We start from the raw sequence: 25145 nt of genomic DNA, 5'->3' as shown, positions 1-25145 counted from the left end.
CGTCGTCGACCTCACACCTCGGTGACCCAGCCGTAGCGAGCCCGCAGCGCGGCCGCGACGGCCCCGAAGCTGTTGCGATCCAATGCCGCGGCCTCGCGTCGCATCCCCCGCGCATGCACGCTGTACAGCTGCTCGATATCGATCCACGACGGACGCCCCTGCCCGTCCCACGGCCCCGGGCCGATCGGCAGGAAATCGCGGTCGCCGTCGTGGGCCTTGCTGGTCAGCCGCACAGCGTAGACGCGCTCGGCGCTCTCCCGGCCGATGACGAGCACGGGGCGATCCTTGCCGCGTCCGTCGTTCTCGGCGTAGGGCACCCAGGTCCACACCACCTCGCCGGCATCCGGATCGCCGTCGCGCGCGGGGGCGTACGAGATGCGCAGACCGCCGCGGCCCGGCGGGTCGATCTCACGGGTCGCGGTCGCTCCGGCCTGTCCCGGTGAGAGTGTGGCGGTGGATGCCGCAGCATCCGATGTCCGCGTCGTGCGGCGCACCCCCGCCGCCGCCCGGTCGTCGACGGCGCGTGTCCCGCCGGTGATCGCGGCGACGAGACCCTTGAGCAGTCCGAAGAGCGACCCGTTCTGGTTGCGTGCGGCCATGTCGCCACCCTATCGATGCCCCCGGTCCGTATTGCGATCCCCCATCCATCCGCGGGCGAAAAGTAATTATGACGACCGGTCTATTATTGATGCATGACATCCAAAGGAGACCTCACGCGGTCACGGCTCGCAGCATCCATGCTCGAGCTCATCCAGACGAGCGGCTACAGCGGGACCGGCCTGAACGCCGTGGTCGAACACGCCGCCGCCCCGAAGGGATCGCTCTACTTCCACTTCCCCGACGGCAAGGAGGGCCTCGGCGTCGCGGCGGTCGACCTCGCGGCGACGCAGTTCGAGGCGCTCATCGCTCAGGCCGCACGCTCGACCGACAGCGCGGCCGGGGCCGCACGCGCCGTGATCGACGCCCTGTCGACGATCGTCGGTGAGAGCGACTTCCGGTGGGGATGCCCGGTCTCCGTCGTCGCCCTGGAGATGGGTGCGGAGAGCGAGCGGTTGCGACAGGCGTGCGCCACGGCCTTCGAGTCGTGGATCTCCCCCACGGCCGCCCTCCTCGAAGCCGGCGGCGTCGACGGCGCGGAGGCTCGCACCCTGGCCACCGTCGTGGTCTCGACGATCGAGGGCGCCGTGATCGTGTCGCGCGCCCTGCGGAGCACCCAGCCGCTGGCTTCGGCAGCCGAGGTCGTGGCGCAGCTCATCGAGCAGCGCTGCCGGCCCGCGGAGACCGCTCGATGACGCGCGACAACGGCTCGCGCCACGCCCTGGTCTTCGGCGCCTCGGGACTGGTGGGCCGACACCTCATCCTGGCTCTGGCCCGGGCAGGTGCGAGTGTCACCGCGGCCGTGCGGACCGCCGAGTCCGCAGCGCGCGTCGAACACTGGCTCAGCGAGCACGGCCTGACCCGGAGTATCCGCACGACGATCGTCGACTTCGAGGCGCCCGAGCTCGTCGCGGGCGACCCGTCGGCGTTCTCGTCCGTCACCGAGATCCACAACTGCGCCGGGTCGTACCGGTTCGGAATGACCTCCCACGAGGCGCGCACCGCGAACGTCGGCATCGTCGAGAGGCTCGTCGGCTTCGCGGCAGAGCTCCCCCGGCTGCAGCGCGTCGTTTACATCTCGGGCTACCGCGTCGGCGGACAGGACCCGGCCGCCGTTCCCTGGTCGGAGGACCACCGTGCCGAGGTCTACCGGGAGCTCGGCGCCTACGAAGCCTCGAAGGTCGAATCGGATGCCATCTTCCACGCGCTCGCCGCGGAGCGCGGGATCCCGTGGACGATCGTGAACCCCGCCAGCGTGATCGGCGACAGCGCGACCGGAGAGTCCGACCAGCACATCGGACTGGCCGACACGATCGAACAGCTCTGGAACGGCACCGTCGCGGCGCTGCCGGGCGACGAGACGACGTTCCTCCCCGTCGTCACGGTCGACTACCTGGCCGCGTTCATGGCGGCAGCGGCGGTCGATCCGGCCGCCGCAGGCATGGCCTACTGGGTGCTCGACGACGCCACCCCACCGCTGCCGGATCTGCTCACGCACGTGGGCCGGCACCTCGGCGCCAAGGTCCCGCGGGTGCGGATGCCGGTCGGCGTGATCAGACGACTGCCGCAGTGGATCACCCGGGCCGACCCCGAGACCCTCGGCTTCATGTCCGCGGACCGGTATCCGACGGCCCCCGCGATCGAGCTAGCCGACCGCCACGGCATCCGGATGCCGGATGTGCACGTGTCGCTCGAACGCTGGGCCGAACATCTGGCCGCGCGTCGGTTCGGGGCGCGTCCGGCGGACGACCGTCGATTCGTCGACGCCGGCGGCCTGAGGACGTTCGAGCTGGGCGTCCCCGGGTCGCGTCAGGTGATCCTCCCCGGGTTGCCCGTCAACGCGGACACCTGGGCCGACGTGGCGGCCGGCATCGGCGCGCGGGCCGTCGACCTGCCCGGGCTCGGACTCAGCGGCGGTTCGGGTGTTCAGGACTGGAGCGGGTGGATCCCCGCCGTACTCGGAACGGGTCCGGTCGACCTCATCGGGCACTCCCTGGGAGCCGCTGCGGCGGTCGCCGCCGCGGACCGGTTCCCGGCGCGAATCCGATCGCTCACGCTCATCGCGCCGTTCTTCCTACAGACCCCGCCGAGCACGCTCGCCCGGGTGCGGCGCGTGGCATCCGCCTACCTGCGACGTGTCCGGCCGGCGCGACTGTCGCGCCGGCTGACCGGGTCGGAGGCGAGCGCAGCGGCTCTCGAATCCAGCGCGCGCGACCTGACGCGCGGCCGTGCGCGGAGCGTCGCCGCCCACCTCGCCCGTACGGCCTCGCCACGCTGGCGCACCGAGCTCGAGGATGCACTCCCACGGTTCCGCGGCCCGATCCGCATCATCACCGGAAGCGAGGATCCGATCGCGCCGGACGCGATCGAACGGCTGGCGTCACTTCCGCACGTCGAGCTGATCTCGATGCCCGGCGCCGGTCACCATCCGCAGCTGACCCACAGCGGTGCTCTCGTCGAGCTGCTCGCGGCGTCGACCGACACGGCGGCAACGATGGCGTGACGGCGGGACTATGACGCCGGATCCGCTACTCGGGTCGCAAAGGCGAGCACGATGTGGCGAGGCCCGCCGCGGTCACCTCCATCCAGAGGAGGGGGCGCTGCGGACCGGCCATGCCGCAGAGCCCTGACGGCCATCCCTGGGAATCCCGCGGATATGCTCCGATCGGCGGGTGGTTCCGGTTGCGCGCACGAAGGAAGGGCGCCGGATGCGAACCCGGCGCCCTTCCTCGTGGAGATGATCTGGTCAGTCGACCAGCGCGTAGCCCTCTTCACCGTGGACGACGGTGTCGATGCCGGCGATCTCGTCCTCGTTCTTGACGCGGAAGCCGATCGTCTTCTCGATGATGAGGCCGAGGACGTAGGCGACGACGAAGGAGAAGACCAGGACGGTGACGGCGGCCACGGCCTGCAGGATCAGCTGCTCGGCATTGCCGCCGACGAACAGGCCGGTGCCGGTCGCGAAGAAGCCGAGGTAGAGCGTACCGATGAGGCCACCGACGAGGTGGACGCCGACGACGTCGAGCGAGTCGTCGAAGCCGAGGCGCCACTTGAGCTCGACGGCCAGGGCGCAGACCGCACCGGCGATGATGCCGAGAAGCAGAGCCCAACCGGGCGCGAGGTTCGCGCAGGAGGGGGTGATGGCGACGAGACCCGCGACGGCACCCGACGCGGCACCGACGGCGGTGGGCTTGCCGTCCTTCAGCTTCTCGACGATCGCCCAGCCGAGGATGGCGGCTGCGGTCGCGCCGAGGGTGTTCAGGACGATGAGACCGGCAGGCGAGCCGACACCGGCGATGCCGGAGAGGATGTCACCCGTCGTGCCCTCGGGAGCAGCGTAGAAAGCCGCGGCACCGGCGTTGAAGCCGAACCAGCCGAACCAGAGGATGGCGGCGCCGAGCATCACCAGCGGCACGTTGTGCGGCTTGTGGATGCCCTTCTGGAAGCCGACGCGCTTGCCGAGGACGAGGGCGAGCGCAAGAGCCGCAGCACCGGCGTTGATGTGGACCGCGGTGCCACCGGCGTAGTCGATGACCTCGGTCGAGAAGCCGAACGTGGTGCCCAGGTTGAAGATCCAGCCGTTGGTGTTCCACACCCAGCCGGCGACGGCGAAGTAGTCGATCGTCGCGAAGAAGAAGGCGAAGATCATCCACGATCCGAAACGGGCGCGGTCGGCGATGGCACCCGAGATCAGAGCGATGGTGATGATCGCGAAGGTCGCGCCGTAGGCGACGGCGGTGAGGTTTACCGTCGCGCCGTCGGCGGTGGCAAGGTTGCCGAGGCCGAAGTCCGAGAACGGGTTCCCGAGGATGCCGCCCCACCAGTCGGCGGTCTGCATGTTGTATCCGTAGAGGATCCAGAGCACGGCGACCAGGCCCATCGCGCCGAAGCTCATCATCATCATGCTGATGACGCTCTTCGCCTTGACGAGGCCGCCGTAGAAGAAGGCCACGCCCGGCGTCATGAAGAGCACGAGAGCTGTTGCCGTGATGTACCAAGCGAGATTTCCGCTGTCCATGAAGGTCCTCACTGATGTGTTGTGTAACTCGGGCCGGGCACCGCTGAGTTCGGGTCGCGGTTCGACCGGCGAGTCCCAGTGTGGCCAGGCGCGGTTTCCGCCGCCGTGCAGGTCGTGTTTCGCGCGTGTTACACGGCCGGCCCGCGCGTTAACATCGCGTTTCGTCGACCGGTGCACGACCCGGTCGCGCATAAGCGGTGACCCGCACTCCGTGTGGCGGCGCGCGCGGACTAGGAGTTCGTGAGGGCGTTCAGACGCGAGATGGCGCGCAGGTACTTCTTGCGGTAACCGCCCGACAGCATCTCGGGGGCGAACACGCCGTCCAGGGTCTCCCCCGTCGCCCGGATCGGAATCTGGGCGTCATAGGCCCGGTCGACGAAGGCGACGAACCGCAGCGCGGCGGATTGATCCTGCAGTTGGGCGACCCCGCGCAGGCCGATCGTGTCGACACCGTCGATCAGACGCAGGTACCGCGACGGATGCACGGCCGCGAGGTGTGTGACGAACGCCGAGAACTCGTCGTCCGACACGGCGCCGCGGGCACCGGCATCCGCCAACGCCTGCGCGTATGCACCGTCGTCCAGCGCGATCGAATGGCCGTCGATCGCCCGCTGCCGGTAGTCGGTTCCGTCGATGCGGATGGTCTGGAAACTCGCCGCCATGGTGTGGATCTCGCGCAGGAAGTCCTGCGCCGCGAACCGCCCCTCGCCGAGCGCGTTCGGCGGAGTGTTGGACGTGGCCGCGAGCTTCGTGCCCGTGGGGACGAGTTCGCCGATCAGTCGCGTCATGACCATCGTGTCGCCCGGATCGTCGAGCTCGAACTCGTCGATGCACAGCAGGTCGGCCCCTCGGAAGAGCTCCACCGTCTTCTGATAGCCGAGCGCGCCGACGAGGGCCGTGTACTCGATGAACGAGCCGAAGTACTTCCGCCGGGCGGGCATCGCGTGGTAGATCGCGGCGAGCAGGTGGGTCTTGCCGACACCGAAGCCGCCGTCGAGGTACACGCCGGGCTTCATCTCCGGCGCCTTCTTCGCGCGCCGGAACAGTCCGCTGCGCTCCACGGGGGCTCCTCCGCGACTGAACCCGATCAGCACATCCTTGGCGTCCTGCTGCGACGGATAGGCCGGGTCGGCCCGATACGTCTCGAAGGTCGCGCCATCGAACTGCGGCGGCGGCACGAGAGCGGCCACCATCTCGGCGCCGGAGACCTGCGGGGTGCGGTCGGTCAGATGCACGACGGTCACGGTGCGCCTTCCTCGGCCGGGGCGAGATCCTGGCGCCGCAGCCAGTCACGGATCGCGTCGGTCCAGCGCTCCTGGTCGTAGTTCCACAGCTTGGTGTGCCGAGCGGTGGTGAAGCTCTGCAGTTCGACGAGGTCGGGGCGCGCCTCGGCGAGACGGTGTGAGGCGGTCGAGGGCACGAACCCGTCGTCGTCGCTGTGCAGGATGAGCACGGGGTGCCGCAGCTCGGTCGCGCGCGCAACGATGTCGAGACGGTCGAACGGGATGCCCCCGTCGGCATGAGTCGCGGGTGTGGTCCAGTCGGCGCGGAGCGTCTCGATGGCGAGACCCGTCACCGGGGCGGGAAGGCCCAGAGCCCGCCCCTGGTAGGCGAGCACGGTGCGCCAGTCGACGACGGGCGATTCGAGCACGAGGCCGGCGATGTGCTCGCGGTGGGCCGAGCCGAGTGCGACCTGCAACGCGATCGCGCCGCCCATCGACCACCCCATCAACACGATGCGTTCCGCGCCGCGACGGCGCGCCCAGCCGATCGCGGCGTCGACGTCGCGCCACTCGGTGGCTCCGAGCGCGTAGCTGCCCGATCGGGTGCGGGGGGCGTCGCCGTCGTTGCGGTACGAGACCACGAGCGTCGTGATGCCGACCGATTCGAAGACGGGAACCGCCCTGAGGCACTCGGAGCGGGTCGTCCCGCGCCCGTGGATCTGGATGACCCACGTGTCCGAGCCGCCGCCCGCGGGGAACAGCCAGGCGGGGCATCCGCCGAGCGCGGTGTGGATGAACTCCTGCGTGAAGGGCAGGTGCAGCTCTTCGGGCTTCTGGAAGTACCATCCGCTGAAGGCGGCTTCGGCGGCGAGGTGCATGTCGCCCTCGACCTCGGTCAACAGCTTGCGTGTCACGCTTCGCTCGTCGCTGGAGAGCACCGAACCGATCTTGAGGTAGTCGGTCGCTCCCGTCGTGAACAGGCCGTATCGGCCCGGAAGCTCGGTGTCGGGCGTTCGCGCGAGGGTGATCGTCTGCGCAGGGACGTCGACACCGAGGATGCGTGTGTCCACGGCGCGCGCCGCCGGCATCACGACACGGCGGGCGACCCGGACCGTCACGACGACGAGTGCGCTGGTCACGACGAACAGCGCCGACGCCAGCGCGAGGATCAGCGTGCGCAACACCGATGCCGAGCTGTGTGCTGAGTCGCCCATGGCGGCGCGCCTGGATGCCTTCATCGACACCACATCCTAGTCTGACCCCGTGGATGAACCCCGTCCGCCGGCCGCCCCCTCGACGTTCGCCGGCATCGCCGATGCGCTGCGCGCTCTCCCGTTCCGCAATGACTTCACCGTCCGCGAGATCGCCGCACCCTCATCCCTCGCCCCCGATGCGTTCGCCGTCGCCGGCGATGTGCGTCCGAGCGAAGCCGGCGTCGATTCCGAGCTCGGTACCGGGCGCTTCATCCTGCTGCACGATCCCTCGGAACCGGATGCATGGTCGGGGCCATGGCGTATCGTCTGTTTCGCGCAGGCTCCGCTCGAGCCCGAGATCGGCACCGATCCGCTCCTGGCGGACGTGGCGTGGTCCTGGTTGCTGGACGCACTGGATGCCCGCGGTGCACGATTCCACGCGGTATCCGGAACGGCGACCAAGACGCTGTCGAAGGGGTTCGGCGGTCTCGCCGACGACGGGGACGGCGCCCAGATCGAATTGCGTGCGTCGTGGTCGCCGGCCGGCGACCTCACGGATCACCTGATGGCGTGGGCAGAATTGGTATGCATGCTGGCGGGACTTCCGCCGGGTTCGGAAGGGATCGCCGTGTTCGGAGCGCAGAGGAAGCCGCGTGGCTGAGTACGACGTCATCGCCGATGGTCCGGGGCTCATCGACGCCGCGCGAGTGCTCGCAGACGGCACGGGTCCGGTTGCCGTGGACGTCGAGCGCGCATCGGGGTTCCGCTATTCCCAGCGCGCGTACCTCGTGCAGGTCTTCCGGCGGGGCGCCGGCGTCTTCTTGTTCGACCCGCCCGCGATCGGCGACATGAGTGCGCTGCAGTCGGCCATCGGCGACGAGAAGTGGATCCTGCACGCGGCCAGTCAGGACCTGCCGTCGCTGCGCGAACTGCACCTCGACCCGCCGTCGCTGTTCGACACCGAGCTCGCCTCGCGGCTGCTCGGGCACGAGCGCGTGGGGCTCGGCGCGGTCGTGGAGGATACCCTCGGGATCACCCTCGCCAAGGCGCACTCGGCTGCAGACTGGTCCACGCGGCCCCTGCCGCAGCCCTGGCTCGAATACGCGGCGCTCGATGTGCTGCATCTCGTCGATGTCTACGACGCCCTCGTCGTCGAGCTCGCGGAGCAGGGCAAGACCGAGTTCGCCGAGCAGGAGTTCGAGACCGTGCGCACGCGGCCCGACAAGCCCGCCCGCGAGGATCCGTGGCGCCGACTCAGCGGTCTGCACACGGTCCGCGGGCGTCGAGCGCTCGCCGTGGCGCGCTCGCTGTGGCAGGCGCGCGAAGACTTCGCCCGCGAGCAGGACACCGCTCCGGGGCGCCTCGTGCCCGACCGATCCCTTGTGGCCGCCGTGCTGGCCGATCCCGCGACGAAGCAGGATCTGTCTCGCGTCCGCGAATTCACCGGACGCGCCAGCCGCACACAACTCGACCGCTGGTGGGCCGCTATCGAGGCCGGCCGAAGCGATCCGGTGCTTCCCGTCGAGCGTGTGCCCGGCGACGGGATGCCTCCGGTGCGCGCCTGGGCCGACCGCAACCCCGCCGCAGACGCTCGTCTCAAAGCGGCCCGACCGCTCGTCGAGCAGCTGGCCGCCGATCTGCGGATGCCGACGGAGAATCTCCTGACGCCCGATACCCTGCGACGCATCGCGTGGATGCCGCCGAGTGACATCGACGAGGCATCCATCGGCGACGCACTGGCCGATCACGGAGCGCGGCCGTGGCAGGTCGACCTCACCGCACCGGTGATCGCACGCGCCTTTGTCGATTCCGTGCACCCGCCCGCGGGAGCGTCCGGCGACGCCTCGTAGGTCCGAGACAACCGACTCGGCGGGACTGAGTCTCACGATAGGCTGTACTCAATCTCACAACATCGAGCTCTGGAGGCAGTGTGGCCGAGATCTCCGACGTCTACTTCATCGACGGCATGCGCACCCCGTTCGGGCGTGCCGGCGAGAAGGGCATGTACTGGAACACCCGCGCCGACGATCTCGCCGTCAAGGCGACCATCGGACTGATGGAACGCAACGCCGACGTGCCGGCGGAGCGCATCGACGACGTCGCGATCGCCGCGACCAGCCAGACCGGCGAACAGGGCCTCACTCTGGGCAGATCCGTCGCGATCCTCGCCGGTCTGCCGCAGACGGTGCCGGGCTTCGCGATCGACCGCATGTGCGCCGGCGCCATGACGAGCGTCGCGATGATGGGTGCATCGATCGGCTCCGGGATGTACGACGTGGCGCTCGCCGGTGGCGTCGAGCACATGGGCCACTACCCCATCGGCGGGAACACCGATCCCAACCCGCGCTTCGTCGCCGAGAGAATGGTCGATCCGGGCGCGCTCAACATGGGCGTCACGGCCGAGCGCATCTTCGATCGCTTCCCCCAGCTGACGAAGGAGCGCTCCGACCGCTTCGGCATGCTGAGCCAGCACAAGGCCCAGGCCGCGTACGACGCAGGACGCTTCCAGCCCGACCTCGTGTCCGTGGCGATCAAGGATGCCGAGGGGAGCTGGGGCCTCGCGACAGAGGACGAGGGCCGCCGCCCCCAGACCACCATGGCCGACCTCGCCGCACTGAAGACACCCTTCCGCCCGCACGGCCGGGTGACGGCCGGCACATCGTCGCCTCTCACCGACGGCGCGACGATGTCGCTGGTCGCCGGCGGTCACGCCGTCAAGGAGTTCGGGCTGAAGCCGAAGATGCGGATGGTCTCGTTCGCGTTCGCCGGGGTGCAGCCGGAGATCATGGGCATCGGCCCGATCCCCTCGACCGAGAAGGCGCTGAAGAAGGCCGGGCTGCGGATCGAGGACATCGGTCTGTTCGAGCTCAACGAGGCGTTCGCTGTACAGGTCCTGTCGCTTCTCGACCATTTCGGCATCGCCGACGACGATCCGCGAGTGAACCCCTGGGGCGGCGCGATCGCGCTCGGACACCCGCTCGCTGCCTCGGGCGTGCGCCTCATGATCCAGCTCGCGGCCCAGTTCGCCGAGCGTCCCGACGTCCGCTACGGCCTCACCGCCATGTGCGTCGGTCTCGGGCAGGGCGGATCCGTCATCTGGGAGAACCCCCACTACGCCGGCAAGAAGCGCTGAGGAGAGGACCATGACGAACTACGACGAGATCGACTTCTCCCCCCTCACCGCACTCACGGACGGTGAGGTCGTCACCCACGCACGCGTGCGCGACGTGCGCCTGGCCTCGGGCAAGGTCCTCGCCCTGATCACGCTCGACAACGGCCGCGACCACACGCGCCCGAACACGCTGGGTCCCGCGACGATGACAGCGCTCGGCGAGACCCTCGACGCCCTCGCGGCCCGGGCAGGCGCCGGCGAGATCGACGCGGTCGCCCTCACGGGCAAGCAGTACATCCTCGCCGCCGGGGCAGATCTGAGCGACATCACCCGCGTGGGTTCCAAGGCCAACGCGAAGCTGGTCGCCCAGCTCGGCCACAAGGTGTTCGGCAAGCTCGGATCGTTGGGCGTCCCCTCCTTCGCCTTCGTGAACGGCCTCGCCCTCGGCGGCGGTCTCGAGATCGGTCTGAACTCCGACTACCGCACGGTGGACGCCTCCGCCGCCGCCATCGCGCTCCCCGAGGTGTTCCTCGGCATCATCCCGGGGTGGGGAGGCGCGTACCTGCTGCCGAACCTCATCGGGATCGAGAACGCGCTCGAGGTCGTGATCTCCAATCCGCTGAAGCAGAACCGCATGCTGAAGCCGCAGCAGGCCTACGACCTCGGCATCATGGACGCGATCTTCCCCGCCGCGAACTTCCTCGAGGACTCGCTGCGATGGGCCGATGGCGTCCTCACCGGCGCGGTGAAGGTCGAGCGCAAGAACCAACCCGGCAAGATCGAGCGCACGATGAAGTGGCCGGTGGCGATCAAAATGGCCCGCGGCATGCTGGAATCCAAGATCGGCACGGTTCCGCGCTCCCCCTACGTCGCTCTCGATCTGCTCGACAAGGCGCGCAGCGGCACGAAGGAGGACGGCTTCGCCCGCGAGGACGAGGCACTGTCCGACCTCGTGACGGGCGATCAGTTCGCGGCATCCATGTACGCCTTCGACCTCGTGCAGAAGCGCGCGAAGCGCCCCGTAGGAGCTCCCGACAAGACCCTGGCCACGAAGGTCACGAAGATCGGCATCATCGGTGCGGGGCTCATGGCCAGCCAGTTCGCGCTGCTCTTCGTGCGCAAGCTCAAGGTGCCCGTGCTGATCACCGACCTCGATCAGGCGCGCGTCGACAAGGGCGTCGCGTACATCCATGACGAGATCGGCACGCTCGAGGCGAAGGGCCGCCTCGACAGCGACACGGCGAACCAGCTCCGGGCGCTCGTCACGGGAACGACGGACAAGGGTCTCTACGCAGACTGCGATTTCGTCATCGAGGCGGTCTTCGAAGAGGTCGGCGTCAAGCAGGCCGTGTTCGCCGAGATCGAGCAGATCGTCTCACCGGACGCCATTCTGGCGACCAACACCTCGTCGCTCTCGGTCGAGGAGATCGGCGCGACGCTCGCACACCCGGAGCGGCTCGTCGGCTTCCACTTCTTCAACCCCGTCGCGGTCATGCCTCTGATCGAGATCGTGAAGACTCCCGTGACGACCGAGGCGGCGCTGTCGACGGCCTTCGTCGTCGCGAAGGGGCTCGGCAAGAACGCCGTTCTGACCGCCGACGCTCCCGGCTTCGTCGTGAACCGCCTGCTCGCCAAGGTCATGGGCGAGGCCGCACGCGCCGTCTACGAGGGCACTCCCGTGGTCGAGGTCGAGAAGGCCTTCGCACCGCTCGGCCTGCCGATGGGTCCCTTCCAGCTGATCGACCTCGTCGGCTGGAAGGTCGCGGCGCACGTGCAGGACACGATGGCGCACGCGTTCCCCGACCGGTTCTACGCGAACGAGAACTTCCACGCGCTGGCGGCGCTGTCGGCCGTCGTCGAGAAGGACAGGGGCGGTCGCGTCACGGGCTTCACGAAGGACGCCCAGAAGACCATCAAGGGGCACGTCGGCACGTCCCCGGCCTCCGCCGACACGATCCTGCGACGCGTGCAGGACGGTCTGGCCACCGAGATCAAGCTGATGCTCGACGAGGGGGTCGTCCCCGAGGTCGAGGACATCGATCTGTGCCTCATCCTCGGAGCCGGCTGGCCGTTCATCGACGGCGGTGCGTCGCCCTACCTCGACCGCGAGGGCGCGTCCGAGCGCGCCTTCGGCGACACCTTCCACCACCCGCCCGTCCGCGGCATCGGGGGCTGACCCGCGTCGGATTCGGAGATTCGCCGCAGAATCGGATGCTGCTGTGCGTGGCATCCGATTCTGCGTCTTCTCACCGACTCGAGCATGGGTCTCGTGCTAGCGTCTGAACATGTTCAGTTCAGCGACGAGTGCCGGCAAGACCGCGAAGAGCGAGCGCACGCGTGCCCATGTGCGCGACCTCGCGCTGCGCTCGTTCCGCGAACGCGGGTACGACGCCACGACCATCCGGCGGATCGCAACCGAAGCGGGGATCTCGGTCGGCACGACGAACTATCACTTCGCATCGAAAGCCGACCTCGTGCAAGAGCTGTACCTCGACGTGCAGCAACAGCACCGGAGTGCCGCGGAACCGCTACTGGCGGAGTCGAGCGATCTCATCGACCGACTCCGGATCGTCTACACGACCGGACTGGATCAACTGGGCCCCTACCACGCACACGCGGCGGAGTTCGTCTCGGCTGCGCTCGCTCCGCGGTCGGGCATCAATCCCCTGGCGGCCGAGTCGTCGTTCGCCCGCGACGTGACCGAAGGGCTCTTCGCCGATGCGGTCGCCGGCGCTCGGAACGCGCCGCCCGGTCCTGTCACCGCGGAGCTTCCGCGCGTGCTCTTCCTCGCCCATCTGCTGCTGGCGATGTACTGGGTGTACGACGAGTCCCCCGATCAGGAGCGAACGCGCCGGCTGCTCGACCGCGGACTGGCACTTCTGAAACTCGCGCTCCCTCTGGCCCGTCTGCCGCTGCTGCGACGCCCGCTGGCAGAGCTTCTCGCGACCGCCGGTGAGATCCGGCCATGAGCACGCCGACCCCCCGTAGCCATGCCGAGCCGATGGCCTTCACCGGCATCGAGTTCTTCCGCGGTGCGATCGCCGCGTGGCTGTGGGCGCTGGGACTGACGACGCTCGGCTGGGCCGTCGTGGCAGCCGGCATCGGAGGAATCATCGCCCTGATCTACGCCACGCCGGCCGTGACGGCCGCGACGGTCCTGTTCGCGGTCGTCGCATGGGCACTCGGCAGGTTGTTGCTCCGCCGGGTGCGCGCGATCGCCGTGCACCTGGTGCTCTTCGCTGCGCTCGGCGCCGCTGTCGGCGCCGTCACGACCGCGGCGTTCGGTGCCACACTGTCCGGGGTCACGGGCACGGTCGGTCACCTCGGCAGCGTCACCTACGCCGTCAACATCGCCTGCGGTGCACTCGCCGTCCCGCTCGGGTGGTGGCATGTGGCCGCACGCGTCGTCGGATCGCCGCACCCACGACGGCGGGCACAGGCACCGCGCTCGGGCGCGGCTGTCGACATCGCGACGGAGAACGAGGTCGCCGATCGCCTGCGCGCGCGTCAGAGCGAGGGCTGAGCCGCCCGCACGCGCAGATCACGCGCGAGTCCATCGCGCTGTTCGAGCACGAGTCGCCGCAGGGCGGCAGGGGCATCGGCGTGGGTCTCCAGCCACGCGTCGACGAGATCGAGCGACTCGGATGCCGGGAACAGGCCGATCACGAGGCGACGTGCGATCTCGATGCTGCGCTCCGTCCAGGCGGGGCGGATCCGGGCGAAGTAGTCCGCGTCGAAGGGCGCCACGAGGTCTCGCCGCCCACCCGCGCGGACGCCCGCGATGACGGCATCCAAGTGATCGTTGGACAGGGTGATGTCGGCCCACGCCTCCTGCCAGGCGGCAGCACGCACGTCTGCGTCCGGACGCGAGGCCATCGCGGTGCGATGCGCGATCTCGCCGTGCGACGACGGATCGAGCGCGAGTTCGGTATCGATGTCCACGGCCGTCGCATGCCCCGTCGCCGCGAGAGCGGTCAGCCAGATCCATCGCAGCTCCGGGTCGAGGGCGAGTCCGACAGGCACCGGATGCTCCCCCCGCAGCATCCCCCACAGCTCGTCGGCCCGGGCATCGTCGCGCTCCGCGGCCGCGCCCACAGCTCGCGCCCACGCGAGCTGTGCGTCGGATCCGGGCGTCGCGGTCTGCAGCGCCTGCCAGGCGACATCGAGCCATCGCCGCGCGAGGACCGAGCGGGTCTGCTCCTGTGCATACCGGCTGATCGCGGCGTCCGCGTGTGCGAGCGCATCGCCGAGAAGCGCGACGTTGTCTTCGGCCGGAGCATGTCGGACGACGGCGTCGAGATACCGCGTCACCGCCAGCAGACCGTCGCGCGTCGCATTCCACAACGAGGCGAACACCACGGCGCGCGCGACGGCGTCGTCGATCGTCGACAGCTGTTCCTCGACGGCGACGATCGAGCACTCGTCGAGATGGACCTTGGCATAGGTGCGGTCGTCGACGTTCGGCAGGACCAGTGCGATCCCGTCGGGCACTTCTGCCGCCAGCCGCATGCGGGCGTCGACGCCGTCCGCCTCGAGCTCGCCTCGGCGAAGGAGGCGTCCGCCGTCCGACGCGAACAGGCCCACCACGACATGATCGGGCCGTGGATCGGTCCGCACGAGCTCGACTTCCCCGCCGCGTACACGCTCGACGGAGAGATCCGAGACACCGGATGTCTGCAGCCAGGCTGAGGCCCACGGCGCCAGGTCACGGCCCGAGGCCTCCTCGAGCGCCGCGAGCAGATCGGGAAGGGTCGTGTTGCCGTATGCGTGCGCGGCGAAGTAGTGCCGGGCACCGCGGAAGAAGGCGTCCTCGCCGACGAACGCGACGAGTTGTTTGAGCACCGACGCGCCCTTCGCGTACGTGATCCCGTCGAAGTTGAGCTTGGCCGCTTCGAGATCGGGGATGTCGGCGACGATCGGATGCGTCGTGGGCAACTGGTCCTGAACGTACGCCCATCCCTTGCGTCGACTCGCGAACGTCACCCAGGCATCCGGGAACCCTCCGGCAGCGACCGCCGCGTGCGCGCCCATGTAGTCGGCGAACGACTCCTTGAGCCACAGGTCATCCCACCATCGCATCGTCACGAGGTCGCCGAACCACATGTGCGCCATCTCGTGCAGAATCGTGTTCGCACGCCCCTCGTGCTGCGCCGCCGTCGCCGCCCCGCGGAAGACGTAATGCTCGGTGAAGGTGACGAGGCCCGGGTTCTCCATGGCGCCGACGTTGATCTCGGGAACGAAGATCTGGTCGTACTTCCCCCACGGGTAGGTGACACCGAAAGATTCGGAGAAGAAGGTCAGCCCTCGCCGTGTGACGTCGAGGATCTCGTCCGCGTCGAGGTAACGGGCCAGCGATGCCCGGCACAGGACGCCGAGGTCCACGGGACCGTCAGGGCCGTCCCAGACGCCGTCGACCCGATGGTAGGGACCCGTGGCGACCGCCGTGATGTAGCCCGACAACGGTGACGTCTCGGCGAAGGACACGCGGACCCCGCCCTCGACGCCGACACGAGCGATCTCCGCACCGTTCGACAGCACGGCCCAGCTCTCCGGGGCCGACACACTCATTCGCCAGCGAGCCTTGAGGTCGGGCTGCTCGAAGCACGGGTAGACGCGACGGCAATCGGCGGGCTCGTACTGCGTGTACAGGTACGTCTCGCCGTCGGCGGGGTCGCGGAACCGGTGCAGCCCTTCGCCCGACGTGCTGTAGAGCCCGCGGCCACGAATCGTCACGACGGCGACATGATCCATGTTCGGCACGAGCCCGGTGATCCGGACCCGCGCGCCGTCCCACTCAACAGCACGCGCGACGCCGTCGACCACGACCTCGTCGACCGACTCTCCGATGAAGTCGATCCAGGTCTCCGTCGTGGATGAGCGCAGGGTGAACGTAGAGGATGTGGCGAAGGAGAGATCCGTCAGAGCCCCTCGCACATCGAGATCGACCTCGACGGTCTCGAGCTGGATGCCGGCGGCTCGCGCCGCCGTTTCGTCACGGGTCAGGTTCGCAGAGCTCACCCACCCATGCTGTCACGCCGCCTTGGCGCGACGGTGCGCACCCGCCGAGGGCGCGCCGGGTCAGCGCTCCTGCGGCTCGCCGTCGCGCTCGGACACGGCCCAGATCGCACCGGTGTCGGCGGACGGGCGCGCAACCGGGATGCGCGTGCCGAGGACCTGCGCGACGACGTCGTGCGCGATCTTCGTCGCCGTGAGACCCGCGTCCTCCAGAATCTGCTCTCGCGTGGCGTGGTCGATGAACTCGTCGGGAAGACCCAGTTCGTCCACCGCCGTGTCGACGCCGTTCTCGCGCAGTACCTGACGCACGCGCGTGCCGACGCCGCCCACCCGGATGCCGTCCTCGATCGTGATCACCAGGCGGTGGCACGCCGCCAGCTCGACCACGCTCGACTGCACCGGCACGACCCACCGGGGGTCGATCACCGTGGCGCCGATCCCCTGCGCCCGCAGACGCTCCGCGACTTCGACGGCGAGGGCGGCCATCGGACCGATCCCGACGAGGAGGACATCCTCGGTACCCTCCCGCCACAGCACGTCGGTGCCGTCGGCTCGCCTTTCCAACGCCGGCAGCTCGGCAGACACGGCCCCCTTGGGGAACCGGATGACGGTCGGGGCATCGGCGACCTCGATGGCCTCGTCGAACTCCTCGCGCAACCGGGCCTCGTCGCGAGGAACGGCGATGCGGATTCCGGGCACCAGCTGCAGCATTGCAAGGTCCCACACACCGTGATGGCTGGGGCCGTCGGGTCCGGTGACGCCGGACCGGTCGAGCACGAATGTGACGCCGGCCCGATGCAGGGCGACGTCCATCATCACCTGGTCGAACGCGCGGTTCATGAAGGTGGCGTAGATGGCGACGACGGGGTGCAGGCCGCCGAACGCGAGCCCTGCGGCAGATGCGACGGCGTGCTGCTCCGCGATGCCGACGTCGTAGACGCGATCGGGGAATCGCTGCGCGAACGGCTGCAGTCCGGTCGGGCGCAACATCGCCGCAGTGATGGCGATGACGTCGCCCCGCCGTTCGCCGGCGGCCACGAGGGCGTCGGAGAAGACATCCGTCCAGGCCACGGCGTCGGATGAGCCGAGCGGTTCGCCCGTGGCGGGATCGATCTTCCCGACCGCATGGAACTGATCGGCCTCATCGTTGCGGGCCGGCTCGTAGCCGCGCCCCTTCTCGGTGATGACGTGCACGATCACCGGAGCGCGGTGGGCCTTCGCGAGTCGAAGGGTCTCTTCGAGGACGGTCAGGTCGTGGCCGTCGATCGGACCGAGATACTTGATGTCGAGGTTCGAGTACAGCGCGACGTTGTTGGAGAACCGCGACAGGAATCCATGCGTGCCGCCACGCACGCCGCGATAGACGGCCCGCCCCATCGGGCCGAGGCGGCGGAAGAACGAATCGGACCCGCGGCGCAGGTTCTCGTACCCCTCGGTCGTGCGCACACGGTTGAGGTAGCGCGCCATGCCGCCGATGGTCGGTGCATAGGAACGCCCGTTGTCGTTGACGACGATCACCAGGTTGCGATCGTTGTCGTCGGAGATGTTGTTGAGCGCCTCCCAGGTCATGCCACCGGTGAGAGCGCCGTCACCGACGACCGCCACGACGTGACGGTCCGCGTGGCCGGTGCGGGTGAGCGCGCGCGAGATCCCGTCGGCCCAGCTCAACGAGCTGGACGCGTGCGAGGACTCGACGACGTCGTGCGGGCTCTCGGAACGCTGCGGGTACCCCGCCAGGCCTCCCCGCGAACGCAGGTCGCGGAAGTCCTGGCGCCCCGTGAGGAGCTTGTGCACGTAGGACTGATGGCCGGTGTCGAACACGAACGGGTCGTCCGGCGAGTCGAAGACGCGATGCAGCGCGATCGTCAGTTCGACGACGCCGAGATTCGGGCCGAGATGGCCTCCCGTGCGCGACACGTTCTGCACGAGGAATTCGCGCACCTCCTGCGCGAGCTGCTCGAGCTGCTCCGACGAGAGTCCGTCGAGGTCGCGCGGACCGGTGATCGAGGCGAGCAGGCTCATCCCCCGATTCTATGCGTCGGAACAGAGAAACGCCCCGGCATCCCTCCCCCTTGCGGGGGCGATACCGGGGCGCTAGATCCCTGCTCAGACGAGCGAACGCAGCACGTACTGCAGGATGCCGCCGTTGCGGAAGTAGTCCGCCTCACCGGGAGTGTCGATGCGGACCTTCGCGTCGAACACCACGGTCTCCTTGCCCTCCGGCGAGAACTCGCTCGGCGTCGCGGTGACCTTCACGGTCTTGGGCGTGACGCCCTCGTTCAGCTGCTCGAGACCCTCGATCGAGACGATCTCGGTGCCGTCGAGGCCCAGCGACTTCCAGCTCTGCCCGTCGGGGAACTGCAGCGGAACGACGCCCATGCCGATGAGGTTCGAGCGGTGGATGCGCTCGAAGCTCTCGGTGATGACGGCCTTGACGCCGAGGAGCGACGTGCCCTTCGCCGCCCAGTCGCGCGACGACCCCGAACCGTATTCCTTGCCGCCGAAGACGACGAGCGGAGTGCCCTGCTCCTGGTAGTTCTGGCTGGCGTCGAAGATGTACGACTGGGGCCCGCCCTGCTGGGTGAAGTCGCGGGTGAAACCGCCCTCGACGACCTGACCGTCGTTGACGGCGGCGACCAGCTCGTTCTTCAGCCGGATGTTCGCGAACGTGCCGCGGATCATCACTTCGTGGTTGCCGCGGCGCGATCCGTAGGAGTTGAAGTCCTTCTGCGCGACACCGTGCTCGGTGAGGTACTGCGCGGCCGGCGTTCCGGCCTTGATGTTGCCGGCGGGCGAGATGTGGTCGGTCGTGACCGAGTCGCCGAGGGTCGCCATGACGCGGGCGCCGTGGATGTCGCTGACGGGCGTCAGCTCCATGGACATCCCGTCGAAGTACGGTGCCTTGCGGACGTAGGTCGAGTCCTCGTCCCACTCGAAGATCGGTCCCTCGGGGGTGGGGAGGCTCGTCCAGCGCTCGTCGCCGTCGAACACCGTCGCGTACTGCTTGATGAACTGGTCGCGCGAGATCGAGGAGTCGATGACCTCCTGCACCTCGTCGGGCGAGGGCCAGATGTCCTTCAGGAACACGTCGTTGCCGTCGGTGTCGGTGCCGAGCGGGTCGGTCTCGAAGTCGAAGTTCATCGAGCCGGCCAGCGCGTACGCCACGACGAGGGGCGGCGAGGCGAGGTAGTTCATCTTCACGTCGGGGCTGATGCGGCCCTCGAAGTTGCGGTTGCCGGAGAGCACGGCGGTGACCGCGAGATCGTTCTCGTTGATGGCCGCGGAGACCTCTTCGATGAGGGGTCCCGAGTTGCCGATGCAGATCGTGCAGCCGTAGCCGACCGTGTAGAAGCCGAGGCCCTCGAGCGCCTTGTCGAGACCCGACTTCTCGTAGTAGTCCGTGACGACCTTCGAGCCGGGGCCGAGCGTCGTCTTGACCCACGGCTTGCGCTTCAGGCCCTTGTCGACGGCCTTCTTGGCGAGGAGTCCCGCCGCGAGCATGACCGACGGGTTTGACGTGTTCGTGCACGAGGTGATCGCCGCGAGCGTGACGGCGCCGTTGTCGAGGATGTACGACGCCCCTTCGGGGGTCGCGACCTTGACCGGCTTGGAGGCCGCGGCCGGCCCGCCGCTGGAGATGACGACCTCGCCCGTCTCGGGCTGCTCGTCGCCCGGCACGGGGCCGGGGTCGGACGCCGGGAACGACCCGTCGCTCTCCAGATCGACGATGGAGGTCGACAGGGCGGGCGTCGCGTAGTTCAGGATGTCCTTCTCGAACTGACTCTTCGCCTCGCTGAGCAGGATGCGGTCCTGCGGACGCTTCGGGCCGGCGATGGAGGGAACGACCGTCGACAGGTCGAGTTCCATGTACTCGCTGAAGACCGGCTCGTTGGCGGCGTCGTGCCAGAGCTTCTGCTCCTTCGCGTATGCCTCGACGAGCGCGACCGCGTGCTCGTCGCGACCCGTGAGGCGCAGGTAGTCGAGCGTCACGTCGTCGATCGGGAACATGGCCGCGGTCGAACCGAACTCAGGGCTCATGTTGCCGATCGTGGCGCGGTTGGCCAGCGGAACGGATGCCACACCGGCACCGTAGAACTCGACGAACTTGCCGACGACGCCATGCTTGCGCAGCATGTCGGTGATCGTCAGCACGACATCGGTCGCGGTCACGCCGGCGGGGATCTCGCCGGTCAGCTTGAAGCCGACAACACGCGGGATGAGCATCGAGACGGGCTGGCCGAGCATCGCGGCCTCGGCCTCGATGCCGCCGACGCCCCAGCCGAGCACGCCGAGGCCGTTGACCATGGTGGTGTGCGAGTCGGTGCCGACGCAGGTGTCCGGGTAGGCGCGCAGCACGCCGTCGCGACCGGTCCGGTCGTAGATCACCTTCGCGAGGTGCTCGATGTTGACCTGGTGCACGATCCCGGTGCCCGGGGGAACGACCTTGAAGTCGTCGAAGGCCGTCTGACCCCAGCGCAGGAACTGGTAGCGCTCGCCGTTGCGCTCGTACTCGATCTCGACGTTGCGCTCGAGAGCGTTCTCGGTGCCGAACAGATCGGCGATGACGGAGTGGTCGATGACCATCTCGGCCGGCGAGAGCGGGTTGATCTTGCTCGGGTCGCCGCCGAGGGCGGTCACCGCCTCGCGCATGGTGGCGAGGTCGACGATGCAGGGGACGCCGGTGAAGTCCTGCATCACGACGCGGGCCGGGGTGAACTGGATCTCGGTGTCGGGCTCCGCATCCGGATCCCAGCTGCCGAGCGCCTCGATCTGCGCCTTCGTGACGTTGGCGCCGTCTTCGGTGCGGAGCAGGTTCTCGAGCAGCACCTTGAGGCTGAACGGAAGCTTCTCATAGCCGGCGACCGTGTCGACTCGGTAGATCTCGTAGTCGGTTCCCCCGACCGTGAGGGTGCTCTGGGCACCGAAACTGTCAACTGTGGACACGGCTGCTCTCCTTCGTTGGGGGCACGGGCGAACGCATGCTGCAGCGGCCCGCACATCCATCTTCCCCGCCGCGGACGCGTCGGGCTAGTGAGGTCGTCCTTACCCGATGAACGCGCCCCAGCGAGGAGAATTTATCTTGATGTCAAGATAAATCTATCACGCGGAGATGTCGTCCGCCGCCGCTGCGGAACGCGGATACACGGCACGCACGGCAAGCCACGTGACCGCGATCAAGGGAGCGAACAGCGGCAAGCCCATGACGAGCTTCAACGTGCCGAGCGTGGTCACATCTCCCGCGAAGTAGAAGGGCAGCTGCACCGCGAGCCGTGCGTAGAAGAGGGCCGCCCAGGCGATGGCGAGCCAGAAGAAGACACGGCGTTTGCGCGCCTCTCGTCTCCATGCGGTGCCCTCGTTCATGAGGAATCCCACGGCGAGGCCGATGAGCGACCAGCCCACGACGGCGGAGACCAGGAACGCGGTCCCATACGCGGCGTTCGTAATCAGTCCGGGGACGAAGTTGTCCTGACCTCGACCCGTCCACAACGCGAGCGCGGCGGCGACGCCGGCGGCGATGAGGCCGCCGAGCGCGGCGCCCACCGGGGAGCGCTGCGCGATCCGGACGACGGTGAAGACGGCCGCCAAGCCGACCGAGACGCCGAGCGAGAGCGGCAGATTCGACGTGATCGTGAACAGAAGAACGAAGGCGAGGCCGGGCAGCAGCGATTCGAGCACACCCCGCCAGCCGCCCATCGCCGCCCAGACCACATGACTCGTGCGGTCGTCGTTCGACGGGTCCATGCCCGCACGCCGCGCGGCGCCGCCGAGTGCCTGCGCGACGAGCTCGGAGGCGGTGGGTGCGGACGGTGCGGTGTCGTCGCGCTCTGCGTCCGGATGCCGGTCGGGGTGCGGGTCGCTCATGCCGTGCCGGGTGCCGCGGGCATCTTCAGCGGGATGAGGTCGCGCGGCGGCATGGGCGTGCCACCGCGGACGACCACGAGCGAGCGGAAGAGATCCTCGATCTTGGCGGCCGCGTCGACGTCGCCCGTCGCCGCGCCGCCGATCACACCGCGCAGGAACCACCGCGGGCCGTCGATCCCGACGAATCGCGCCAGACGCATCCCGGGGGTAGCGTCGGGACCCGCCGCAACGGGGACCTCGGCGAGCAACTCGGGGCCGAGCGGCCCCTCCCGCTCCTCGACCCGACCGCCCTGCTGACGTACCTGCTGACGGATCTGTTCGCGGGTCTCGTCCCACAGACCGCTCGTTCGCGGTGCGGCGAAAGGCTGCACCTGCAGCGTCGAGTCGGCGTAGTCGAGGCCGACGGCGACGATCCGCTTGGTCTGCTCCTCGACCTCGAGGCGCAGGTTCAGCCCTTCACGCGGAAGCACCTTGATGCCGCCGAGGTCGATGTACGGACGCACCGGGTTCGCCTCGGACTCGTCGAAGGGACCGGCGGTGGCGCGGTCCTCGGGCGCGGATTTCTCCTGCGACTCGTCGCTCATGACTGTGCTCCTGTCTGGTACCCGGTCGATCCGAATCCGGCCTCGCCGCGCGACGAATCGGGCAGTTCGTCGACGGGGATGAATCGTACGCGGGGAACCGGCATGACGATCAACTGCGCGATGCGGTCGCCGACGGCGACGTCGTAGGCCTCAGCGGCGTCGGTGTTCAACAGCGCGACCTTGATCTCCCCGCGATACCCCGCGTCGATGGTGCCGGGAGAGTTCACGATCGTGATGCCGTGCCGGGCGGCGAGTCCGCTGCGCGGGACGACGAAGGCGGCATGCCCGTCCGGGAGGGCGATCCGGACGCCGGTCGCGACGAGCGCACGCTGACCGGGCTCGAGTCGGACGGCCTCTGCGGCGACGAGGTCGGCCCCGGCATCACCGGGGTGGGCGTAGACGGGAACCTGCGGCGCGATAATGGGAACGTCCACGGATTCGATCACCCCACGAGGCTAATGCACGCCCTGATGAACACCGACACCCCCACCGCCGCGACGCTGTACCGGGAGAGGCTGAGCCCGTCGCTGTGGGCGTTGCTGAGCGCGGCCGTCGCGGCTCCGATGGTCGCGCTCGTGTTCGTGCCGTTGGATGCCACGATCGCGCTCGTCGCGGGGATCGGGGTCGCCGTCGCACTGATCGCTGCACTCGTGCTGCTCTCCCCCGTCGTCGAGGTGTCCGGCGGGGAACTGCGCGTCGGGCGCGCCCACATCCCGGTGGATCTTCTCGGCGATGCCTCCGGTGCCACCGGAGACGATGCGCGTCACGTGCGGGGTCCGGGTCTTCCGCGCGGCGCCTGGCATCTGCTGCGCGGAGGCATCGACGGCATCGTGCGGGTGCCCGTCACCGACGAACGCGACCCGGTCGACGAGTGGATCTTCTCCACCCGCACACCGGATCGCGTCATCTCCGCCATTCGTCGCGCTCAGCGGAGCTGACCGGACAGTCGGCTCCGCCGCGCGGCTCACATCGTCAGGCGGCGCACTCCACGCAGACGGCACCGACCGAAGTCTCGTGGTCGATCTGGGTGCGGTGCTTGACGAGGAAGCACTCGATGCAGGTGAACTCGTCCTCCTGCGCGGGAAGCACGACGACGTCGAGCTCGATGTCGGAGAGGTCGGCGCCGGGGAGCTCGAAGCCCGAGGGGTTGTCGGCGTCTTCGGAATCGACCGAGCCCGACAGCTTGTCGGGGACGCGCTCCTTGAGTGCCTCGATCGACTCGCTGTCGTCGTCGGTCTTGCGGGGGGCGTCGTAGTCGGTCGCCATGCTCTCACTTCCAGGGGGTTCGGGTGCACGCCCCCGCCTTCTGGGCCGGGGGCGGCCATAGTTTGCACGAAGCGGCGACATTTGGCAAATGCCGGACCAAACGCGGCGATCCCGCGCCGTGCGAGGTCAGTGAACTCGCGGCGCGCCCACGATATTCCCGACCGCGGCGAGGCAGCGTGTCAGCATGGTCGCGGCACCCTCGTGGGTGTCCACGCAGGGATCGGGAGGCGCGTCTCGTATGGAGCAGCTCAAAGTCATCGGAATCGAAGAAGGTGTGCTCGTCGTCGCCACGGAGGCCGGTGAGCGGTTCGCCGTGCCCGTCGACGACACCCTGCGCACGCAGCTTCGGCGCCTGCAGCGTTCCGAGGAACCGCGCACGGTGCGTCCCAGCCCGCGTGAGGTGCAGGCGCACATCCGCTCGGGAATGTCGGCTGCGGAAGTCGCCGAACTGCTCGGCGCTCGCCTCGAAGACATCCAGCGCTACGAGGGCCCCGTTCTCGCGGAGCGCGAGCACGTCGTCAGCCAGGCCCTCGCCGTGCCCGTGCTCATCGGAGGCGAGCTCGACCCCGGTGCGCAGCCGACGTTCGGCACCGCGGTGCGAGCCAAGCTCGCCGACGCGGGCGCCTCGGGCGAGCGGTGGACCAGTTGGCGGGAGGAGACGGGCTGGATGATCAAGCTCGAGTTCACCGCGAACGAGGTCGACCACGACGCGCGCTGGAGCTTCGACCCCCGCCGCTCGACTCTCTCCCCGCAGAACAGCGATGCGACGCAGCTGTCGCGTCAGGGTTCGCTCCCCGAGGGCCTCATCCCCCGTCTGCGCGCCCTCGATTCGACATCGCCGGTCAAGGACTCGTCCCGGTTCGACTCGGGAGCGTTCGGGCCTCGACGCATCGACCCCGCGGCGGAGATCGTGAGCCACGAGGCCCGCGGCTCGGTTCCCGCCGCGCAGGAAGCAGCCATCAAGCGCGCGCCGGAGCGCGGCGTGACGTCGGCCGACACCGCCGATCTGCTCGAGGCACTCCGCCGCCGTCGCGGAGTCCGCGAGCCGATGCCGGACGAACCGACGACGGATGCCCCGCACAGCTCCCCCGCGCTGCTCGACGCCCTCGAACCCGGCTACGAGCCTGCCGAGGCGGCTCCGGTCGCTCCCGCCGACGACGCCGCGCGGGAGGACGCCGGTGCGCCCGACGCCGCACGACGGAAGGGACGCACCTCGATGCCGTCATGGGACGAGATCGTCTTCGGCGCACGCACCGAGGACGGCTGAGCAATACG

21 protein-coding genes are annotated in these 25145 nt (G+C 69.1%); 10 read left to right on the top strand and 11 right to left on the bottom strand.

The features are described 5' to 3' along the window. Positions 1–11 precede the first annotated feature (11 nt). Positions 12–599, bottom strand: a complete 588-nt coding sequence (locus JOE64_RS07395) for a type II toxin-antitoxin system PemK/MazF family toxin (RefSeq protein ID WP_204963657.1) — start codon at positions 597–599, stop codon at positions 12–14. A 93-nt stretch (positions 600–692) separates the two neighbouring features. Here JOE64_RS07395 and JOE64_RS07390 point away from each other — a divergent pair, with 93 nt between their 5' ends. Both JOE64_RS07390 and JOE64_RS07385 read left to right on the top strand, forming a co-directional pair. Beyond that, positions 693–1292, top strand: coding sequence for a TetR/AcrR family transcriptional regulator (locus JOE64_RS07390; protein WP_204963656.1), 600 nt, complete (start codon positions 693–695; stop codon positions 1290–1292). Continuing rightward, positions 1289–3100: an alpha/beta fold hydrolase gene (locus JOE64_RS07385; RefSeq protein ID WP_204963655.1), complete on the top strand. Its 1812-nt coding sequence runs from the start codon at positions 1289–1291 to the stop codon at positions 3098–3100. The genes JOE64_RS07390 and JOE64_RS07385 overlap by 4 nt, the downstream gene beginning before the upstream one ends. Positions 3101–3343: 243 nt before the next feature. Here JOE64_RS07385 and JOE64_RS07380 read toward each other — a convergent pair whose 3' ends face one another. The 3 genes from JOE64_RS07380 to JOE64_RS07370 all read right to left on the bottom strand — a co-directional run bounded on the left by JOE64_RS07380 (position 3344) and on the right by JOE64_RS07370 (position 7076). Continuing rightward, complete coding sequence (locus JOE64_RS07380; protein WP_204963654.1) at positions 3344–4615, bottom strand: ammonium transporter; 1272 nt, start codon at positions 4613–4615, stop codon at positions 3344–3346. Between the two features lie 230 nt (positions 4616–4845). Beyond that, positions 4846–5808, bottom strand: coding sequence for a cell division protein ZapE (gene zapE, locus JOE64_RS07375; protein ID WP_204965006.1), 963 nt, complete (start codon positions 5806–5808; stop codon positions 4846–4848). Positions 5809–5855: 47 nt separating this feature from the next. Then, complete coding sequence (locus tag JOE64_RS07370) at positions 5856–7076, bottom strand: alpha/beta hydrolase family protein (protein WP_204963653.1); 1221 nt, start codon at positions 7074–7076, stop codon at positions 5856–5858. 25 nt (positions 7077–7101) lie between these two features. Here JOE64_RS07370 and JOE64_RS07365 point away from each other — a divergent pair, with 25 nt between their 5' ends. The 6 genes from JOE64_RS07365 (at position 7102) to JOE64_RS07340 (ending at position 13666) form a co-directional block, all read left to right on the top strand. After that, positions 7102–7692, top strand: a complete 591-nt coding sequence (locus JOE64_RS07365; RefSeq protein WP_204963652.1) for a DUF3000 domain-containing protein — start codon at positions 7102–7104, stop codon at positions 7690–7692. Continuing rightward, complete coding sequence (locus tag JOE64_RS07360; RefSeq protein WP_204963651.1) at positions 7685–8881, top strand: HRDC domain-containing protein; 1197 nt, start codon at positions 7685–7687, stop codon at positions 8879–8881. The genes JOE64_RS07365 and JOE64_RS07360 overlap by 8 nt, the downstream gene beginning before the upstream one ends. Before the next feature lie 80 nt (positions 8882–8961). Continuing rightward, complete coding sequence (locus tag JOE64_RS07355) at positions 8962–10164, top strand: thiolase family protein (protein ID WP_204963650.1); 1203 nt, start codon at positions 8962–8964, stop codon at positions 10162–10164. Positions 10165–10174: 10 nt separating this feature from the next. Beyond that, positions 10175–12319: a 3-hydroxyacyl-CoA dehydrogenase NAD-binding domain-containing protein gene (locus JOE64_RS07350; protein ID WP_204963649.1), complete on the top strand. Its 2145-nt coding sequence runs from the start codon at positions 10175–10177 to the stop codon at positions 12317–12319. Between the two features lie 109 nt (positions 12320–12428). Continuing rightward, entirely contained in the window at positions 12429–13112 is a 684-nt protein-coding gene (locus JOE64_RS07345; protein WP_204963648.1) for a TetR/AcrR family transcriptional regulator, read from the top strand. Beyond that, a complete protein-coding gene (locus JOE64_RS07340; protein ID WP_204963647.1) occupies positions 13109–13666 on the top strand; it encodes a hypothetical protein in 558 nt (185 codons plus the stop codon). The genes JOE64_RS07345 and JOE64_RS07340 overlap by 4 nt, the downstream gene beginning before the upstream one ends. Here the strand turns inward: JOE64_RS07340 and pepN are convergent. The 6 genes from pepN to dut all read right to left on the bottom strand — a co-directional run bounded on the left by pepN (position 13651) and on the right by dut (position 23050). Next, positions 13651–16161 carry an aminopeptidase N gene (pepN, locus tag JOE64_RS07335; protein ID WP_204963646.1) on the bottom strand — a complete coding sequence of 837 codons (2511 nt, stop codon included), beginning with the start codon at positions 16159–16161 and terminating at the stop codon, positions 13651–13653. The two genes, JOE64_RS07340 and pepN, sit on opposite strands and share 16 nt — an antisense overlap. Before the next feature lie 60 nt (positions 16162–16221). After that, complete coding sequence (dxs, locus tag JOE64_RS07330; RefSeq protein WP_204963645.1) at positions 16222–18180, bottom strand: 1-deoxy-D-xylulose-5-phosphate synthase; 1959 nt, start codon at positions 18178–18180, stop codon at positions 16222–16224. Positions 18181–18264: 84 nt separating this feature from the next. Then, positions 18265–21102 (bottom strand): aconitate hydratase, encoded by a 2838-nt coding sequence (locus JOE64_RS07325; RefSeq protein ID WP_204963644.1) that lies wholly within the window; start codon positions 21100–21102, stop codon positions 18265–18267. Between the two features lie 156 nt (positions 21103–21258). Further along, positions 21259–22020 (bottom strand): DUF3159 domain-containing protein, encoded by a 762-nt coding sequence (locus tag JOE64_RS07320; protein WP_204963643.1) that lies wholly within the window; start codon positions 22018–22020, stop codon positions 21259–21261. Next, on the bottom strand, positions 22017–22604 hold the full coding sequence (locus JOE64_RS07315; RefSeq protein WP_204963642.1) for a DUF3710 domain-containing protein: 588 nt from the start codon (positions 22602–22604) through the stop codon (positions 22017–22019). Before JOE64_RS07315 ends, JOE64_RS07320 begins: the two co-directional genes overlap by 4 nt. Beyond that, positions 22601–23050 carry a dUTP diphosphatase gene (gene dut, locus JOE64_RS07310; protein ID WP_204963641.1) on the bottom strand — a complete coding sequence of 150 codons (450 nt, stop codon included), beginning with the start codon at positions 23048–23050 and terminating at the stop codon, positions 22601–22603. Before dut ends, JOE64_RS07315 begins: the two co-directional genes overlap by 4 nt. 24 nt (positions 23051–23074) lie before the next feature. Here dut and JOE64_RS07305 point away from each other — a divergent pair, with 24 nt between their 5' ends. Beyond that, positions 23075–23542, top strand: coding sequence for a DUF3093 domain-containing protein (locus tag JOE64_RS07305; RefSeq protein WP_204963640.1), 468 nt, complete (start codon positions 23075–23077; stop codon positions 23540–23542). A gap of 34 nt (positions 23543–23576) precedes the next feature. Here JOE64_RS07305 and JOE64_RS07300 read toward each other — a convergent pair whose 3' ends face one another. Continuing rightward, positions 23577–23870 carry a DUF4193 domain-containing protein gene (locus JOE64_RS07300; RefSeq protein ID WP_204963639.1) on the bottom strand — a complete coding sequence of 98 codons (294 nt, stop codon included), beginning with the start codon at positions 23868–23870 and terminating at the stop codon, positions 23577–23579. 238 nt (positions 23871–24108) lie between these two features. Between JOE64_RS07300 and sepH the strand changes: the two genes are divergently transcribed. Continuing rightward, positions 24109–25137, top strand: coding sequence for a septation protein SepH (sepH, locus tag JOE64_RS07295; protein WP_204965005.1), 1029 nt, complete (start codon positions 24109–24111; stop codon positions 25135–25137). Positions 25138–25145 lie beyond the last annotated feature (8 nt).

This window comes from Microbacterium dextranolyticum, assembly GCF_016907295.1.
Classification (GTDB): Bacteria; Actinomycetota; Actinomycetes; order Actinomycetales; family Microbacteriaceae; genus Microbacterium; species Microbacterium dextranolyticum.
This window is presented reverse-complemented; position numbering and strand designations above follow the sequence as displayed.